Source organism: Dyella kyungheensis (assembly GCF_049913195.1).
Taxonomy (GTDB): Bacteria; Pseudomonadota; Gammaproteobacteria; order Xanthomonadales; family Rhodanobacteraceae; genus Dyella; species Dyella kyungheensis.
The window spans coordinates 528,380-545,201 of the sequence record NZ_CP183983.1 but is presented as its reverse complement, the minus strand read 5'-3'; the positions used below and the strand labels follow the sequence as shown (position 1 = coordinate 545,201).

The following is a 16,822-nucleotide window of genomic DNA, read 5'->3' as shown; positions in this document are numbered from 1 at the left end:
GGCGTGCCCTCGATTTTGACGCGCCCTACACGTTTCGTAGACAGACAATGGCGGCTCCCAGAGACCCGTCGACAAAGAGGCCGCTTGAACACCACGGGGATAAACAGGTACGAGCTGCTGGTCGACTCCGTCGTCGACTACGCCATTTGCCTGATCAATCTGGACGGCACCATCGCCAGCTGGAACGTGGGCTGCGAGCGCAGCACCGGGTACGTGGCCGCCGAGGTGCTTGGCAAACACATTCGCATGTTCTACGCCGACGACGCGTTAGCCGCCGACGAACCCACCGCCGCGCTCGTCACCGCCCATGACGAAGGCCGCGTGGAGACCGAAGGTTGGCGCGTACGCAAGGACGGCTCGCAGTACTGGGCCAACGTCGTGCTCGACCTGGTGAAGACGCCGGACGGCACCGCCATCGGCTATGCCTCGATCACGCGCGACCTCACCGAACGCAAGCAGGCCGAAGACCGCCTGCGCCGCAGCGAGGAGCAATTCCGCCTGTTGCTGCAGGGCGTGGGCGACTGCGCCATCTACATGCTCGATCCCGACGGCTGCATCACCAGCTGGAATACCGGCGCGCAACGCATCAAGGGCTACACGCGCGAGGAGATCCTGGGCAAGCACCTGTCGACGTTCTACACGCTGGAAGACCGCGCCGCCGGGGAGCCGCAACGTGCCCTGGGACTGGCGGCGAGCACGGGACGATTCGAGGCCGAGGGCTGGCGCGTCCGCAAGGACGGCTCGTCGTTCTGGGCGCACGTCATCATCGACCGCATCAACGGCGACGACGGCCGCCACGTGGGCTTTGCCAAGGTCACCCGCGACATCACCGCGCGGCGCGATGCCGATGCGGCGCTGGCCGATGCGCGCGAGGCATTGTTCCAGTCGCAGAAGCTCGAAGCCGTGGGCCAGCTCACCGGCGGCGTGGCGCATGACTTCAACAATCTGCTGATGGCGGTGATCGGCAGCCTGGAACTGCTCGAAGTGCGGCTGTCGCACGATCCGCATGCGCTCAATCTGCTGGGCAACGCCCTGGCCGGCGCGCGCCGCGGCGCGGCACTGACCAAACGCATGCTGGCGTTTGCGCGCAAGCAGGAGCTGCAGCCCACCTCGATCGACCTGAAAGCGCTCGTGCAAGGCATCAGCAGTCTGCTGCAGCGTTCGGCGGGGCCCACCATCACCATCGACACGGTGTTTCCGCTCGCCTTGCATCACATCCTGGTCGACGGCAACCAACTGGAACTGGCCCTGCTCAACCTGGTGATGAATGCCCGCGATGCGATGCCCTCGGGCGGCCACATCATCATCACCGCCAAGAACGAAACCATCGAGCAGAGCGGACATCGCAGCGCCCTGCCGCCGGGCGGCTATGTGAGTCTTTCGGTGACCGACGACGGCCACGGCATGGACGCGGCCACGCTCGAACGTGCCACGGAACCGTTCTTCACCACCAAGGGCATCGGCAAGGGTACCGGCCTGGGCTTGTCGATGGTCCACGGCCTGGCGGAGCAATCCGGCGGCCGCCTGTTGTTGCGTAGCGAAGCAGGCCGAGGCACCACCGCCGAGTTGTGGCTGCCCATGGCGATGACCGCGGAGGACGCGCTCACGCACGAACCGGAAGCGCCGGTGCCGGAGAACAGCGCCTCGGGCGCGCAGAGCATCCTGGTCGTCGACGACGATCCCCTGATTGCGATGACCATGAGCGCGGTGCTCAACGACCTGGGCCACATCACCGTCGAAGCGAACTCCGCCCGCGAGGCGCTGGAGCAGCTGTCGCAGAAGAACTACTTCGACCTGATGATCACCGACTACGCCATGCCGGTCATGAATGGCCTGCAACTGATCGAACAAGTGCAGGCACGCTGGCCTCACCTGCCGATCATCCTCGCCACCGGTTATGCCGAACTGCCCGAAGGCTCGGCCAAGTCCGTGCTGAGGCTGCCCAAACCGTTCGGGCGAGCGGATCTGGTGCGTGTCGTGGATGCGGCGGCTGCGGCCTCGGCGAATCGGAAGACTTCGGCTTGAGCTTTCAGGAGTAACGCCTGAAGTCGGTGTGAGACGGACAAGTGGGAGCTGCACTTGTGCGCGACAAGCCGACGGGGCGGTACATCCATGCGTGGCGGTCGCGCACAAGTGCGCTCCCACAGAAAGCACACAGGTTCCCGCGAGCACCCGCCCCTCACCCCCGCCCCTGGAAGGGAGAGGGAGAAGTGCTGTGCATCGAAATTGCAGGCTGTGGTGTAGGAGCGCACCCTGTGCGCGACCATCCTACGGAGCAATACATTCCAGCATGTCGGTCGCACACAGGGTGCGCTCCTACAGGCAGCCTCCACCGGCAGCGACCCATCGCTCCAGCCGGTACTTCGGATGCCGCGTGCGCAGGCACAACTCCGCCCGCATCAAGCTTTGGAACAACTCCGTCGCCCGATCACCCGTCAGCGGATAATCCGTCTCCCCCGTCCAGTGCACCACCACGAACTCCGTCTTGGGCGTGATCACTTTCGACAGTCGATCCGCCAGGCGCACCAGTGCGGGAATGGAGAAGTAGTAAAGCACTTCCGACAACACCACCAGATCGAACGGCCCATGCCAGTCGCCATCGGGCAGATGCGCCTGCACGAAGTCCACGTTGGAGGCCTGACACAGTTCCCTCGCGCGCTGCAAAGCCATCGCGCTGGTATCGACCGCGGTCACGGCATCGCAACGGCCAGCCAGCAGCCGCGTCAGCCCGCCGATGGAGCAGCCGAGTTCCAGCGCATGCCGGTAGTGCGGCTGCGCCAGCGCCTGCAGGGTCGCCTCGTACTTGTCGCGCTCATAGGCGCTGGTAAGCACCGACCACGGATCGATACGGCTGCTGTAGAGCCGCTCGAAGAACTCGTGGTCATACTGCGAGGCGGAGGAAAACTTCGGTGTCGGATTGGACATGACGCAATAACTCCTCGGGTATCTTGAAGCCGTCGACATCGAGCGAGCGGCGGCCCTGTTGGCTGGCGTAGGCCTCGATCGCGGACGCCTTGATGGAACGCTGCGCCGTGATGTCGATCCGCAGGCCGTGCACCGCCCCGGGCTCATCGAGCAGCAGCCAGCTCCAGATCGGATAGGTCATCACTTCGACGCCGGGCAGGCCGCGCACGGATTCCTGCACCAGCGCGCAGGCGGCGCGGTGATCGCAGTGGGGATCGGTGTCGGCGGTCACCACGATCAGGCAAGGGCTGCGCTCGGCTGCCAGGCAACGCAGCCAATGCGTCGCCCACAGGCGTTGCTCGCCGCCCAGCGTGAGCAACCCGGTATCGGGCAGCCCCATGAAACTGAGATGGGCCGGACCAAGACCAAGGTGAGCGGCCGCGAGCATCGCCTCGCCACGCCGGATCGTGGCGATGTCGTGCGTGCTGTCGGGATGCGAACCCTCGCCGTTGGTCAGGAACACCACATGCCGCAGCAGATCGGATCGAGCCGCCCATGCCAGCAGGCCGCCGCAACCCAGCGTCTCGTCGTCGGGATGGGGCGCGATGACGATCAGGCTGCGTTGCGCCAGCAGGCTCTCCGGCGTGCTCAGCGGTAGCTGCTGCATGGCTTGGGCGTAGGTCATGGACGCCTCGCCGACGCAAGCACGTGCTCGCCGACCTTGTCTCTCACGAGATCGGGCACCGGTTGCCGCAGATAGGTTTCCAGGTCGCGCACGATGCGTTCGATGGGATTGTCGCGACGAAACGCGGCCAGCCCCACCGAGCGATGCACCCGTTGGATCACCGCGAGCAGCTGTTGTTCCACCGCCAGCCGAGCCATGCGCACCGTGTGGGTGGCCTCTTCGCTCGCACCGTCGCCGTCAGCGGCGCGCCGGGCGCACTCGACCCACTGCGTGGCGGATTCAAGCGCAATCGCCACCTCCGCCATGCGTGCCCGCTGATGCGGATCGCCATCGCGCCCCGCACGAACCAGGGCATGCGCCGCCAACTTCCCGAGCCGCTCGCCCGCACCCAGCTGCGCCGCCAGAAAACGCCAGGCGCCCGCGGTGAAGTGCGGCTCACGGTGATAGCTGTTGTCCTCACCGATGATCTCCGCGGGATCGACGTGCGCGGCACGGTAATGAACCGGCAGCGTCACCGACGCACGCATGCCGTGCATCTCCCACTCGTCCTTCGCGCCCACCTGGTAGCCGCAGGACGGCCACACCATCACATAACCCAGGCGTTCATGCTGCGCCGTGACCAGAGGCCGATTGATCAGGCCCGCACCCGAGGCGTACGCCTTGCTTCCGTCGAGCACGAACGCCTGCTCCGCATCGGTGAGCGCCAACGGACCGCCCGGATGCGGTGCATTCCACACCCCGAGCCAGCCGCCTTCGGCCACATAGCGGCACACGGCTTCGCGCTGTGCCGCATCGCCATACGTCCATATCAGCTGGAACGCGTTGACGTGCCCCTCGTAGAGCCGCGCCAGCGAGAGATGCGATCCGCCGATGCGGCGCAACCAATCGCAAAGGCTGGCCGACGCCTGCGGCGACCAGCCAAATTCGGCGCCGCCAAGTGCGGCCGGCAATACCGCCGTGGCGGCGCCACAACGAACCAGATACTTGAGTGCACCCATCGGCGCGCTGTCGGTGCGATCGTCTTCCGCCGCCAGCTTATCGAGCGTGGCTTCGAGATCGGCGGGTATCGCGACGATCTGATCTCGTCGCCGTGCGGCCCGCTTCAACGGAATGGCGTTCATGGCATGGTCACGGCGGAAAGATCGCTGGACAGCGCGAACGGAATCCGCAGGCGTGCCAGCAACGACTCGCCACGCGCACACTGGGCAGCGAGCTGGGACGGTTTGATCGGCTGCCTGGCAAGCCGCGGCGACAGGTTTTCGATGGCGCGCCAGGCCACCCCGAAGCGACTCGCTTCCAGGGTTTCGGCAAGCAGGCCGGGAGTGATTCGAATCCGGCTGGACAGCGTTTCCAGATGCTCGCGGTGGCGATGCCCTGCGTGAAGTTCGCGCAACAACCGGCGGGTGCGCGCGCGAAAGTAGGCGCGGTCCAGCATTTCCAAACGCTCGTCGCAAGGCGACTCGGGATCCAATATCCGCTTGCGCATGGTGTCCGCCATGCCACCGCGGGCACGGCCGAACAGACGCCCTGAGGTCTGCACCTGCAGCGTCGTGTCATGCCGCACGCGGCCGTCGTGCGCTTCGAGCGAGCGCACCAGCCATTTGTCCTCGCCGCAGGCTGGCCAGGACAAGTCGCTCACGCGCCGCATTGCCGCCACGCTGATGGCGAGATTGGCGCCGCTGGCCTGGTAATGACGCGGCCAGGGATTGTGGGCCACCGGATCGAGCCATGCCTCGAGCGCATCGAGGCAGGCCTCGTAGCGCTCTTCGCACATGCGCCGCTGCAGCAGCGAGCGCGGTATGTCCGCCATATCTTCCGGCAGAAGACGCGCGAGGCCGGCCACCGCATCGTAGCCCGCATGGATCAGCGCGCTGTACGAGGCGATCCAATGCGGTGGCGGCAGGCTGTCCGCATCCGTGGTGAACACCGCAGCGTCGTCCGACGGCAGGCAGCGACTGGCCAGATGCATCGCCACGCAGCGGGCGGCACCGGCATCGCAGCGCCCGGCAGGAAGTTCGGCCTCGATCACCATCAGCGGTGCGCAGGCGCGACGTCGCCCGCGTGCCACGACTTCGGCAAAGGTGTCGTCGCTGCTGTCGTTGACCAGCACCAGTACGCCGAAGGGTAGCGAGGTCTGCTGTCGTTCGAGTCCATCCAGGCAACGGCCGATGCGCCCCGCTTCGTTGCGTGCGGGGACGGCCACCACGCAGCGCAATGGCCGGCCTGCCCACGCGCCATTGCACCAGGAGCGGCGTGTCGTCACTCCTGCGGGAATCTGGCCAAGCGTGAATGGGACCGGCATGCGCGAACCTCGTTCTTCACGCCGCACCGAAGCGATGGATAGCGCGGCGGCGTGTACGAAATCCTGCGTGCCATGCAGTGAACGAGCTGTCGAACCGTCGAGAGTCAAAGGTGACGTGGGCGCCGCGATATCGGCGCCCAGCCCGGTGACCTTTACATCACGCAAGCAGCCGCACCTTCGGCTCGCGATCCCATTGGCGTGTCTTGGCGGCCTTGATGAAGGCTTTGACGTCGCCCGCGTCGACCACGCCGGCGTCCTTGCCCACATTGCCCGCCTTGAGTACCTGCTGGCCTCCCGCATCGGCCGCAATCGCCTTGAGATGGCCAAACGCATCGCGCCCGAAATCCACCGCGGCACCGTTCTTGGCCAGGCGCTTGCCGGCTTCCTCCGAAAGCACGATGGCCACGGCGTCGAATACCGTCGAAGGCGTCCCGGCGAGCTGTCCATCCGCATTCATCCGCTTGCCGTCGCTCAGGGCGAGGCCGAGCCTTGGCGCCACCAGCTTGACCGTGGCGCCCGCGTCCGTAGCCGCCTTGCGCAGCGCCTTGACCGCGGCGACGTCCGAGCCGTCATCGACCAGGATGCCGACGGCGCGTCCCTCCAGCGTGTCCTTCATCTTGCCGATGATCTGCAACGCGGGCGACGGCGGCATATCGATGGGCGCAACGGCCGCGGGCGGCGCCGGCGGCAGCTCGGCCAGCCCTAGGCCGTTGGCCACGCGCTGCGCGAGATCGGCGTCTATATGGCGAAGATGGCCCACGATGGCTTCGCGCACGTGCGCGGTGCCCACCTTGGACAACTCGAAGGTGAGCGAGGAGGCGATATGCGCCTGCTCCGGCTTGCTCTGGCTGCGGAAGAACAGCCGGGCCTGGCTGTAGTGATCGGCAAAGCTCTCCGCACGGATGCGGCCCTTGGCACCGTCGTCCGCTGCCACTGTGGCGCTGCGAAAACCCTCGCGCACCTCGCGGGGCGAATCGGGCTGCAGCGAACTGGGTTCGTAGTTCACCCGTCCCTTCGGCACCTGCATCTGCATATGGCCATCGCGTTGCAGGTTCGCGTACGGACACTTGGGTGCGTTGATCGGGATCTGGTTGAAGTTGGGCGAGCCCAGGCGCGACAGCTGCGTATCCAGATACGAGAACAGGCGTCCCTGCAGCAGCGGATCGTTCGAGAAGTCGATACCCGGCGGTACGTTCGCGGGGCAATAGGCCACCTGCTCGGTCTCCGCGAAGAAGTTGTCCGGCCAGCGATCGAGCACCATGCGGCCGATCACCGTGAGCGGCACCAGTTCCTCGGGAATCAACTTGGTGGCATCGAGATGGTCGAACGGAAACTTCGCCGCGTCCTCTTCGGTAAACAACTGCACGGCCAGGTTCCATTCGGGGTAGTGGCCGCCTTCGATCGCCTCGAACAGGTCGCGCCGATGGAAATCGTTGTCCGCCGCCTGCAGCTTCACCGCTTCGTCCCACACGGTGGACTGGATGCCCAGCTTGGGCCGCCAGTGGAACTTCGCGAAGGTGGATGTGCCATCGGCGTTCACCAGGCGGAAGCTGTGCACGCCGAAGCCTTCGATCATGCGCAGCGAGCGAGGGATCGTGCGATCGCTCATCGCCCACATGATCATGTGCATCGCCTCGGGCATCAGCGAAATGAAATCCCAGAACGTGTCGTGGGCGGAGCCGGCCTGCGGGAACGCGCGGTCGGGCTCCATCTTCACCGAATGGACCAGGTCGGGAAATTTCATCGCATCCTGGATGAAGAACACCGGGATGTTATTGCCCACCAGATCCCAGTTGCCTTCCTTGGTATAGAACTTCACCGCGAAGCCGCGCACGTCGCGCGGCGTGTCCACCGAACCGGCACCGCCGGCGACGGTCGAGAAGCGCGTGAACACGGGCGTCTTCACGCCCACTTCGGTAAGGATCCTGGCTCTGGTATACGCCGCGAGCGACTTGCTCAGCTCGAAATAGCCGTGCGCCGCCGTACCGCGCGCATGCACGATGCGTTCGGGAATGCGCTCATGATCGAAATGGGTGATCTTCTCGCGAAGAACGAAGTCTTCGAGCAGCGTCGGACCGCGCGGCGATGCGCGCAGCGAGTTCTGGTTGTCCGATACGGGAATGCCCTGGTTGGTGGTCAATACCGGATGCTGGCCACCAGCGTGTTCATGCAGCTCATCGCCGGTACCGCGATCGGTTGCCGGTGGCTCGGCGGACGGAGGCGTTTTTTTTGCAGGGCTGGGCGCGAGCTTTTTCGAAGCCATGGTCTTACCTCCGGCGGAACTCGGCTGGATGCGAACGAGGAAACGAGCGCCCATGCTGGTCCGTGTCGCGTGAACCCGCTGTCGTGCTTGCGTTCGTCATTCGCACCCAGCCGCTGGTCTGCCGGTTAGATGCGACCCATCAACAACAGGATCAACAGAATCAGCAGGATGAGGCCCAGGCCACCGCTGGGGTAATAGCCCCAGCCACGGCTGTACGGCCAGGACGGCAATGCACCGATGACGAGCACAAGTACGATGATGAGAAGGATGAGTGACATGGTTGCTCCCGGGTGCCTGCGATGAAACGGAGTGCCTCGAGGCGCAGTGCGCCTGAGACCGCCAGATACTGCGCGGTGCAGGTTGTACGCGTTCAGATAACGGGCGTGTCAAATCCGCACACGCAAGATGTGTAGACGCGCCATGCGTTTGGTTAGCGCTTATCCAACAATTGCGTCGCCCTACTCGATGGGCACCGCGTGGGCGCTGGGTCGAATCGGTTTGCCGAATGCGTCGGCCAGGGCACGCGTCAACGACGCGCCGGTGAGCACCACCACGGCCGAGTAGTACGTCCAGGTGAGCAGCACCACCAACCCCGCCGCCGAACCGTAGGCACTGCCGACATTGGCGCGCAGCAGATAGAAGCCAATCGCGTACTTGCCGATCTGCAGCAACGTACCGGTGATGAAGGCGCCCAGCGTCACATCGGACCAGTCGACCCGCGCATCCGGCAGCACCTTGTACATCGCGCAGAACGCGATGAAGAGCACCACGAAACCGCTGATGGAACCCAGCACCTTCCACACCGCGCCTTCTTCCGGGATCAGCGCGCGTATCAACGTGCCGATGATGAAGAAGATCACCAGCAGAAAGCCGATTCCCGCCAGCAACGCCACCGCCCGTGCCCGCGCGCGCAGCCAGGCGCCGATCGCGGCGCCGGGCTCGGGCTTCACACGCCACACCCGATTCAAGGTGCCCTGCAATTGCGCGAACACCGCCGTCGCGCTGAACAGCGTGATGCCCACACTCACGAAGCCGGCCACGCTGCCCGTCATCGGACGGTTACGCACCGCGCCCAGCACATCGTTGATCGCCGAGGCGGCTCGTTCGCCGGCGATGGTAGAGATCATCTGGGTGACGCCGCCGGCCCAATCCGGCCTCACGGCCGAGACGCTCCACACCAGCAACAACAGTAGCGGCGCCAGCGACAGCGCGGCGTAGAAGGACAGCGCGGCGGCCCGCGTCAGCAGCTCGTCGTCGCTGAACGCGTCGACCGTCGATTTAACGACCACGTAGATCTTGTTGTTCATGTCGCCGTCTTGAGCGCTTCAACCGATAAGCGGCAAACGGCAGCGCCATTGAGCGCTGCCGTTTGCATTTACCCGTGCAAGTCAGTCGCGATAGGGGCGACCTTCATAGCGGCGCAGGTGATAGACGCGATGAATCTGCCGTGCGCCGATCCAACCGCCGAGCGCGGCGGCGATCAGGCCCGCGATGCCGCTCAGCAACAGGCCCAGCATGCCGACGGCGGCGTAGTGCTTCACACGCTCGGCGTCGTTCTTGATCTGGTCGCTGGCCGCATTGACGACAGGAAGCCAGGTGGTGACCCGAGCGGTTGCCACGTCGGTAGGCATCTCGGTTTGCGCGATCAGGATGGCGCGCGCCGTGTCGGTGTGACCGGCCAACAGGGCAGCGATCAAGGCCTTTTCCGTCTGTCCATCCGGTCGGCTGTCGCGCTGCGTGGCCAGCGTGCGGTGCACATCGGTGCGCAGTACCGCCAAAGGCTCGTTGCTGACCGCGGCCATTGCGCCGCCATCGTCATGCCCAGGCTTGTGCTGGTGGCTGAGCTGACCGAGGGTGAGCGCCAACCACAGCGCGCTGGTGGTAATCGCCACGCCCCACACGGTGACGCCATGCAGGCTGCCCATGGTTTCGTCCGCGCGCCCGTCGAACCAGCTCGCGAACAGGCCGCCGACGAACAGCGAGGCGGCCCAGGTAAGCACCATCCAGATGATCGTGCCGATGCCCACGCCCTTGGCAGCGGCCGGGACATTGTGCGGATCGAATGCGCTGAAACCGAGCGCGAGGCCGGCACCGTAAAGAACGATGGCGATGCCGGTCGCCACGAACCAGCCGGCAAAGACCGCACTCCAGCGCATCTGCGCAAACGGATCGCTTTCGATCGTACTGCTATAGGCAGTCGTAGCCATGAGGATTCTCCCTGTAGTCAGGCGCAGCCACGGACCAGTGCAATCAGGATCAGCACGGGAAGAGGAACACCAAGAATCCACAGCAACACGTAGCCGATGCCGCCCTTCTGCCGCTGGGCAGGCTCAGCCGATTCTTTGGCCTGTTGGTCGATGACGTCACTCATGGTTTGCTCCTGCAAGTCGACTGCGGACATGCCGCATGTGGGTCGACCATGCGACCGATTCCGTGGACAACGTGTGAGAAACGCGAGAGATCGATGTGGGGAGCTTGCTGCCAGTCATCCGCGCTTCCCATTCGGCGACCGCGGCGTGGATGAGGCGTGCGCAAGAAACGGATGGCTGCGATCTGTCGCACATGGGAGCCTGCGCTTCATCCACGGAGTCACCCCATGCAACGTTTCGCTGCCTCGATCCTTGCTCTCGTTCTTGCGGAAAGCGTCCATGCCGACTGCGAGCTTCCCTTCGCGCCGCCTGAAGTGCGGGCGACGGCGATGACTTTTCATCATCGAGCGGATGAGCTCAGAAGCTCGCAGCATCGGGCTAGCCCCGAACGGTCGACGCGAGGTTCTACGGGCCGACCTTCGCAGGCCTCACAGCCGATACCTCAAGGCACCAGTATCGCTGAGGATCTGAAGAGCGGCTTCGCTTCACATCGGCCTTAGCCACCTCCGCCAGCGAGCTGCGCTTGTCTGTGGGAGCGCGCGCGCGCGCGACTGCAGCGCCGTGGCGTTATCGCTTCGTAGGTTTGTCGCGCACAAGTGCGCTCCCACAAGAGATAACAGGTTAAAGCTAGATACCGCGACCTTGTGGGAGCGCGCTCGCGCGCGACTGCAGCGCCGTGGCGTTGCCGCTTCGTAGGCTTGTCGCGCACAAGTGCGCTCCCACAGTAGATCTGCAGCTCTGGCTCTTGGCTTCGGCTCTTGGCTCTGGCTCTTGGCTCTGGCTCTTGGCTTCGGCTCTTGGCTCTTGGCTCTCAGGGGTCCCCGTATGACGCGGCGGGTGGGTGGAGGAAAGCCCGGAGGGTGGCCCGCAGGGATGCGGGCCAGTTTTTCGCCAGGGCAGGATGCCCTGTCGAAAAACCCCGGAGCCCACCCGCGCACCTGGAGGGCCGCAGGCCCGGAAGGCGCGTCATCCGGGGGGCCCTTCTCTTTGGTTACTTTCTCTTGGGCAAGCAAGAGAAAGTGACCCGGCCTCCGGCAGGAGGACGGAAGCCGCCGCAGGCGAGCCAGGTCGCGGAATCGCAACAATCGAAGACCGACGAAACTGGATAACCAGCCTTCGGCTGCTGAAAAGCACCTCCAGCTTCCGTTGTGATGAAGAACAACAGCCAACCTGCCCATCAAACAAAGCAGCAACTACTCCTGCACCTCACATCCCCACCCATCATTCTCACCACCAAACACCTCCGCCTCGCTACCCAGAAGCTCCTCGTAACCAGAGATGTTCTCGTGCGAAGGAACCATATAAGGATGCGCCTGCACCTGCCAAGGCAACCCATCACCCTCTTCGTACTCCGAGAACGAAACCTTCTGCCCGTTCTTCAACAGCAGCACGGCAAACTTCAGCGCCGCCTCTTCGGTAGGAAAGATCACCGAGAAATCGATCTCGCGCGGCACGCTCAGATCGTCGCCCTGCTCGGCCATCTGCCGCAGCACTTCGCCGTTCTCGTCGTCAGGAAAATTCGTGGATTCGTTCAAAGCGATTCTCCTGTTGTCCGGGGACACCTATACCGCAGCGTTGAAACGCAATTCCAGGCGCGTGCCGCCCGGCTCGCGCACGAAGCAGTGCTTGTTGCCGGCGTTGCCGACGGGTTCGGGCGCAAACTCCACCTCGATGCCCGGCCACGATGCCACATGCGTAAACAGCGCATCGAGCGCCTCTTCGGATGGCACGCGCAAGGCGAGGTGATGCAGACCGATATTCTTGCGCCGGTCGAACGCGACATGGCCATCCGTGCGATCGACCTGCCACAGGGTGAGGACCGAGGTGCCGTCGGAGACGAATACCGCGGGATAGCCCGGGTTTCCACCCACCACCTTCCAGCCCAGGCATTCGACGAAGAAGCGACGGGAAAGCTCGATGTCGCTCACGGTCAATCCCACGTGGTCGATGCCGCTGGTCAACGCGCTCGTGCTTGGCATGGTGTGGCTTCTTCAGTGATGAGTGGGATGGCCGCACGCTCAGTGCAGCAGATCTTCCCAGTCGCGCGGCACCTTGCCATGCGGACCCGGCGTCGGCTGATCCAGCGGATGGAACAACGGCGGCTTCAACGTAGGTCCGTCGAACGCGCGCCTGCTGCGGTAGTCGTAGAACCAGGCGTCGTCCGGCTCGAAGTTGGCGATGACCGGATGGCCGGTCTCACGGAAATGCCTGGTCGCGTGCTGGCTAGGCGAACTGTCGCAGCAACCGATGTGGCCGCATTGCGCGCAGCGGCGAAGATGCAGCCACCAGCCGCCGGCCTTGAGGCATTCCGCGCAGCCTTCGCCGCTGGGTTCGGCGTCGAGATCGATGCCTGACTCGGTGTCGTGCATGCGCCTATCCTCGCTCAGTGACCAACGCCGCATCGCAGCGGCGTCATCAAGACTCAGAAGCCCAGATCGCTCAGGCTCGGGTGATCATCGGGGCGCCGTCCGATCGGCCAATGATACTTGCGCTCCGATGCGTCGATGCGCTGATCGTTGATGGACGCGTGCCGATGCGTCATCAAGCCGTTGGCGTCGAACTGCCAGTTCTCGTTGCCGTAGCTGCGATACCACTGGCCCGAGTCGTCGTGCCATTCATAGGCAAAGCGCACCGCGATGCGATTGCCTTCGAACGCCCACAGCTCCTTGATCAACCGATAGTCGAGCTCGCGGTTCCACTTGCGCGTGAGGAAGGCCTGGGCCTCCTCGCGACCATGCACGAACTCCGCGCGATTGCGCCAATAGGTATCGGGCGAGTAAGCCAACACGACCCTGGCGGGGTCGCGGGTGTTCCAGCCGTCCTCGGCCAGGCGCACCTTCTGCGCCGCCGTTTCGGCAGTGAACGGGGGAACCGGCTGACGGACTTCCATGGAGCACCTCAGGGATGGGTCTTGAGCAGAGCGCGAGCTTAGAGAGGGTAACATCCACGTCCTGCGAAGGCGGCGGCCCGGGCCGCCGCTTTCGGGGTGCTCAGCGCTTGATCTCGTTCTTCTCCACCGCGCCGCCCTTCATCACGAAGCCGACGTGTTCCAGTTGCGCAACATCCTTCATGGGGTCGCCGCTCACCGCCACCAGGTCGGCGTAGTAACCCGGTGCCACCTGGCCGACCTTGCCGGTCATGCCGAGCAGATCCGCGGCGTTCACGGTGGCCGCCTGGACGGCCTGCATGGGCGTCATGCCCCACTTGGTCATCACGGCGAACTGCTTGGCGTTCCAGCCGTGCGGGTACACGCCCGCGTCGGTGCCGAAGGCCATCTTCTCGCCGGCCTTCACGGCGCGCTGGAAGTTCTCGCGCTGCAGGCGGCCCACCAGTTTTTCCTTCTCCACGGTGCTGGCCGGGAAGCCCTTCTTGGCATATTCGGCGAGGATGTAGTCGTCGTTGTAGACGTCGAAATCCAGGTAGGTGCCGTGCTGCTTGGCCAGCTTCAGGCCTTCCTCGTCGATCATGCTGCTGTGCTCGACCGAATCGACGCCCGCGCGGATGGCCATCTTGATCGCCTCGGCGCCGTGCGCATGCGCGGCCACCTTCTTGCCCCAGCGATGCGCCTCGTCGACCACGGCATTCATTTCTTCCTGCGAATACTGCGGCGCGCCGACCGATGCTTCCATGCTGAGCACGCCGGCGCTGGCCATGAACTTGATCACGTCGGCGCCGTGCTTCACGTTCTCGCGCACGCGGTGGCGGATGGCGTCGACACCGTCGGCCACGCCATCGATGTCGTGAAACGTGATCCAGGGCGAGAAGCCGGTGGTGCCGTCGGCGTGGCCGCCGGTGGCGCCCAGCGGCGGTCCGGAGACCAGCATGCGCGGGCCGGGAATGTCGCCGCGATCGATCGCATTGCGCAGCGCCACGTCGACGAAATCGTCGGCACCCAGGTTGCGCACCGTGGTGAAGCCGGCGTCCAGCGTGCGCTTGGCATAAGTCGGCGAGAGGATGGCCGAATCGAACGAGCTGCGCTTGAGCATCGCCTCGTAGTAGTCGCCCTTCACTTCGGTCGGATCGCCGGTGAGGTGCACGTGGCAATCGATCAGGCCGGGCAGCAGCGTGGCGCTGCCGAGGTCGATCACGTTTACGCCAGCCGGCACCTGTCCGTCGTAGCGAACTTCGGTGATGCGCTCGCCCTCGATGATCACCAGCGGGTTGTCGCGCACGGTGCCGTCCTTCACATCGACCAGATGGGCGGCGCGCACGGCCACACGCGCGGGCGGCGCTGCGTCATCGGCATGGACCTGGGCAACCGCGCCAAGACACAGCGCAACGGCGGCAAACAAGGGCGACAAACGCATGGGCATCTCCGTGGACAGATGGGGTCGGGAGGCATACCCGACACCGCGCCCTGCGCCACGGTCTTGCGATATCCCCCTTCCCCCACCTTACCGTAAAACCCGGATCGGTCATCCGTGACGAATGACCGATGCCGCACGATGGAAAAGCGGGACCGATGCGGGAGACATCGGTCCCGCGGTCGATCAGGGCTGGCTGCCGGCCGCCTGCACGGCGGCATAGGCGTTGACGATGCCCGAACCGATCGGCTTGCTGCCGCTGGGGGTCACGTGCGGCACGGTGGCCGAGGACTTCAGCAGCTGGGTCACCTTCGCGGGCGTCAGCAGGGTCTTGCCGAGCGAGAGGCGATAGCTCTGCATCAGCGCCACCACGCCCGCCACGTGCGGCGTGGCCTGCGAGGTGCCGGCCATGCCGCCATAGGTGGCCGTGGTCGGCGTGGTGGTACCCGCATTGATGGTGGACCAGATGAAGCCGGTGGTGGCCTGCGTGCCGCTCGAGGCGTCGTTCTTGTACACACCGCCGCCGGGAGCGGCCAGCGTCACGATCGAGCCGTAGTTGGAATAGTACGCACGCGTGCTGGTGACGCCGGTGGCTGCCACCACCACGGCACCGGCGCAGCTGGCCGGCGAGAAGTTCGCGGCGTTGGCGTTGCTGTTGCCCGCCGCCACAACCACGCTGGCGCCGCGGCCGATCGCCCCGGTGATCGCCTTGCCCAGCACGCTGCTCGACGGGCAGGTGCCCGATCCACCCAGGCTCAGGCTGAGCACCTTCGCCGGATGCGCATTGGCCGGCACGCCCGACACGCTACCGCCCGAGGCCCAGGTAATCGCATCGGCGATGTCGGCATTCGAACCGCCGCAATGCCCCAGCACGCGCACCGGCACCACCTGTGCGTTGAAGGCGGTACCCACCATGCCCGTGCTGTTGTTGGTGATCTCGCCACCCGCCGTGCCGAACACATGCGTGCCGTGCCAACTGCTCGCCTCGGCGGGCTGGCCCGAGCCGCACTGGTTCGCCGTGGTCCAGTCGCCGGTGTCCCAACCGCCGGATACGCGACCGTTGGTGGAGCGGCCCGAGACGGAGGCGCTGGTGATGAAGTCGTAACCCGCGTTGGCCAGCGAGAGATTCAGGTCAGGGTGATTGGTGACGCCGGTATCGAGGCTGGCGATCGTCACACCCGTGCCATCGGCCAGCGTCCATGCCTGCTGGATGTTGGCGGCGCCCCAGTTGGCCACGTTCGCGTTGAGCGTGTTGTCGAAGAAGCTCGCGCCGCTGGGCGCCAGGTAATCCCACTGGTAGCCCGCGTAGTACTGATCGTTCGGCACGGTGAAGGTGGCCGCGCCCTGCGGACGAATGCCGTCGACGCGCTTGAGCAGGTATTCCGGTTCCACGAAGGAAACCGCGGGATCGGCAGCGATCTGCCTGATCAGCGTCGCCGCCTCGCTCGCCGACAGCGCGCGGTCGGTGTGCACCAGATCCGCACCGGTGGCCAGCCTGCGCTCGTATCGCACCGTGAGCGCACGCGGCGCGGCGAGCGTGCCTGCGCTCAGTTTCGCGCGCGACACCGCCACTCCCACGTTCTGCACCGCCATCGCCGCGTTGCTGCGTTCGGTGCTGCCATCCTTGTACGTGATGATGAAACCGCTATAGCTCTGATCGTTCTGCAATGGACTTACATCGAAGTTGGCCAACGGCGGCGGCGACGTGCCGAACTCGGCGGCGGACGCCGAAGCGGACAATGCCATCAACAGGGAAACCACCAGCCAACGCTTGTGAGTATGACGTTCCATTTCGAACTCCCCATGCAGGTTAGGTCGAAGTGATCCCGTGACGTCCTGTCGGAATCCCACCGTGCCGGCGCCTCGATGCGTCGAGCCTTCGACGTAGATGTTTACCGCGACTGCGGGAGTCCTCCATGGCCCACCGCGAAGACAAATCGAACCCGCGCCGCGCATGGCGCAGCGAATCGACGAAACAGGAAACCCCAAAAATCC

At 65.1% G+C, this 16,822-nt stretch carries 16 protein-coding genes; 1 reads left to right on the top strand and 15 read right to left on the bottom strand.

Translation table 11 applies throughout. The features are described 5' to 3' along the window. Positions 1-84: 84 nt before the first annotated feature. Positions 85-2,025, top strand: a complete 1,941-nt coding sequence (locus ACN9MB_RS02240; protein ID WP_426270636.1) for a PAS domain S-box protein — start codon at positions 85-87, stop codon at positions 2,023-2,025. A 291-nt stretch (positions 2,026-2,316) separates the two neighbouring features. On the opposite strand, the gene ACN9MB_RS02235 is transcribed toward ACN9MB_RS02240, so the two are convergent. From ACN9MB_RS02235 to ACN9MB_RS02165, 15 genes are all read right to left on the bottom strand, one after another. Beyond that, positions 2,317-2,925, bottom strand: a complete 609-nt coding sequence (locus tag ACN9MB_RS02235) for a class I SAM-dependent methyltransferase (protein WP_204636839.1) — start codon at positions 2,923-2,925, stop codon at positions 2,317-2,319. After that, entirely contained in the window at positions 2,882-3,589 is a 708-nt protein-coding gene (locus ACN9MB_RS02230; protein WP_426270635.1) for a PIG-L deacetylase family protein, read from the bottom strand. Before ACN9MB_RS02230 ends, ACN9MB_RS02235 begins: the two co-directional genes overlap by 44 nt. Then, positions 3,586-4,710: a hypothetical protein gene (locus tag ACN9MB_RS02225; RefSeq protein WP_426270634.1), complete on the bottom strand. Its 1,125-nt coding sequence runs from the start codon at positions 4,708-4,710 to the stop codon at positions 3,586-3,588. The genes ACN9MB_RS02230 and ACN9MB_RS02225 overlap by 4 nt, the downstream gene beginning before the upstream one ends. Next, a complete protein-coding gene (locus ACN9MB_RS02220; protein ID WP_426270633.1) occupies positions 4,707-5,891 on the bottom strand; it encodes a glycosyltransferase family A protein in 1,185 nt (394 codons plus the stop codon). The genes ACN9MB_RS02225 and ACN9MB_RS02220 overlap by 4 nt, the downstream gene beginning before the upstream one ends. Positions 5,892-6,048: 157 nt before the next feature. Next, positions 6,049-8,154: a catalase gene (locus ACN9MB_RS02215; protein ID WP_426270632.1), complete on the bottom strand. Its 2,106-nt coding sequence runs from the start codon at positions 8,152-8,154 to the stop codon at positions 6,049-6,051. 125 nt (positions 8,155-8,279) lie between these two features. Then, complete coding sequence (locus ACN9MB_RS02210; RefSeq protein WP_204636844.1) at positions 8,280-8,432, bottom strand: DUF3309 family protein; 153 nt, start codon at positions 8,430-8,432, stop codon at positions 8,280-8,282. A 180-nt stretch (positions 8,433-8,612) separates the two neighbouring features. Continuing rightward, the gene (locus ACN9MB_RS02205; RefSeq protein ID WP_426270631.1) at positions 8,613-9,461 is read right to left on the bottom strand and encodes a YihY/virulence factor BrkB family protein; all 849 of its coding nucleotides are present in this window, start codon (positions 9,459-9,461) and stop codon (positions 8,613-8,615) included. An 81-nt stretch (positions 9,462-9,542) separates the two neighbouring features. After that, a complete protein-coding gene (locus tag ACN9MB_RS02200; RefSeq protein WP_204636846.1) occupies positions 9,543-10,361 on the bottom strand; it encodes a hypothetical protein in 819 nt (272 codons plus the stop codon). Positions 10,362-10,378: 17 nt separating this feature from the next. Further along, complete coding sequence (locus ACN9MB_RS02195; RefSeq protein ID WP_204636847.1) at positions 10,379-10,525, bottom strand: hypothetical protein; 147 nt, start codon at positions 10,523-10,525, stop codon at positions 10,379-10,381. A 1,191-nt stretch (positions 10,526-11,716) separates the two neighbouring features. Next, positions 11,717-12,058 carry a ribonuclease E inhibitor RraB gene (locus tag ACN9MB_RS02190; protein WP_239535901.1) on the bottom strand — a complete coding sequence of 114 codons (342 nt, stop codon included), beginning with the start codon at positions 12,056-12,058 and terminating at the stop codon, positions 11,717-11,719. Between the two features lie 27 nt (positions 12,059-12,085). Beyond that, positions 12,086-12,502 (bottom strand): VOC family protein, encoded by a 417-nt coding sequence (locus ACN9MB_RS02185; protein ID WP_204636848.1) that lies wholly within the window; start codon positions 12,500-12,502, stop codon positions 12,086-12,088. Positions 12,503-12,541: 39 nt separating this feature from the next. Next, positions 12,542-12,892 (bottom strand): UBP-type zinc finger domain-containing protein, encoded by a 351-nt coding sequence (locus tag ACN9MB_RS02180; protein WP_426270630.1) that lies wholly within the window; start codon positions 12,890-12,892, stop codon positions 12,542-12,544. 53 nt (positions 12,893-12,945) lie between these two features. Further along, a complete protein-coding gene (locus ACN9MB_RS02175) occupies positions 12,946-13,413 on the bottom strand; it encodes a DUF1348 family protein (protein ID WP_426270629.1) in 468 nt (155 codons plus the stop codon). Between the two features lie 100 nt (positions 13,414-13,513). After that, a complete protein-coding gene (locus tag ACN9MB_RS02170; RefSeq protein WP_204636851.1) occupies positions 13,514-14,830 on the bottom strand; it encodes a metal-dependent hydrolase family protein in 1,317 nt (438 codons plus the stop codon). Between the two features lie 183 nt (positions 14,831-15,013). After that, positions 15,014-16,618 carry a S8 family serine peptidase gene (locus tag ACN9MB_RS02165; protein ID WP_426270628.1) on the bottom strand — a complete coding sequence of 535 codons (1,605 nt, stop codon included), beginning with the start codon at positions 16,616-16,618 and terminating at the stop codon, positions 15,014-15,016. Positions 16,619-16,822 lie beyond the last annotated feature (204 nt).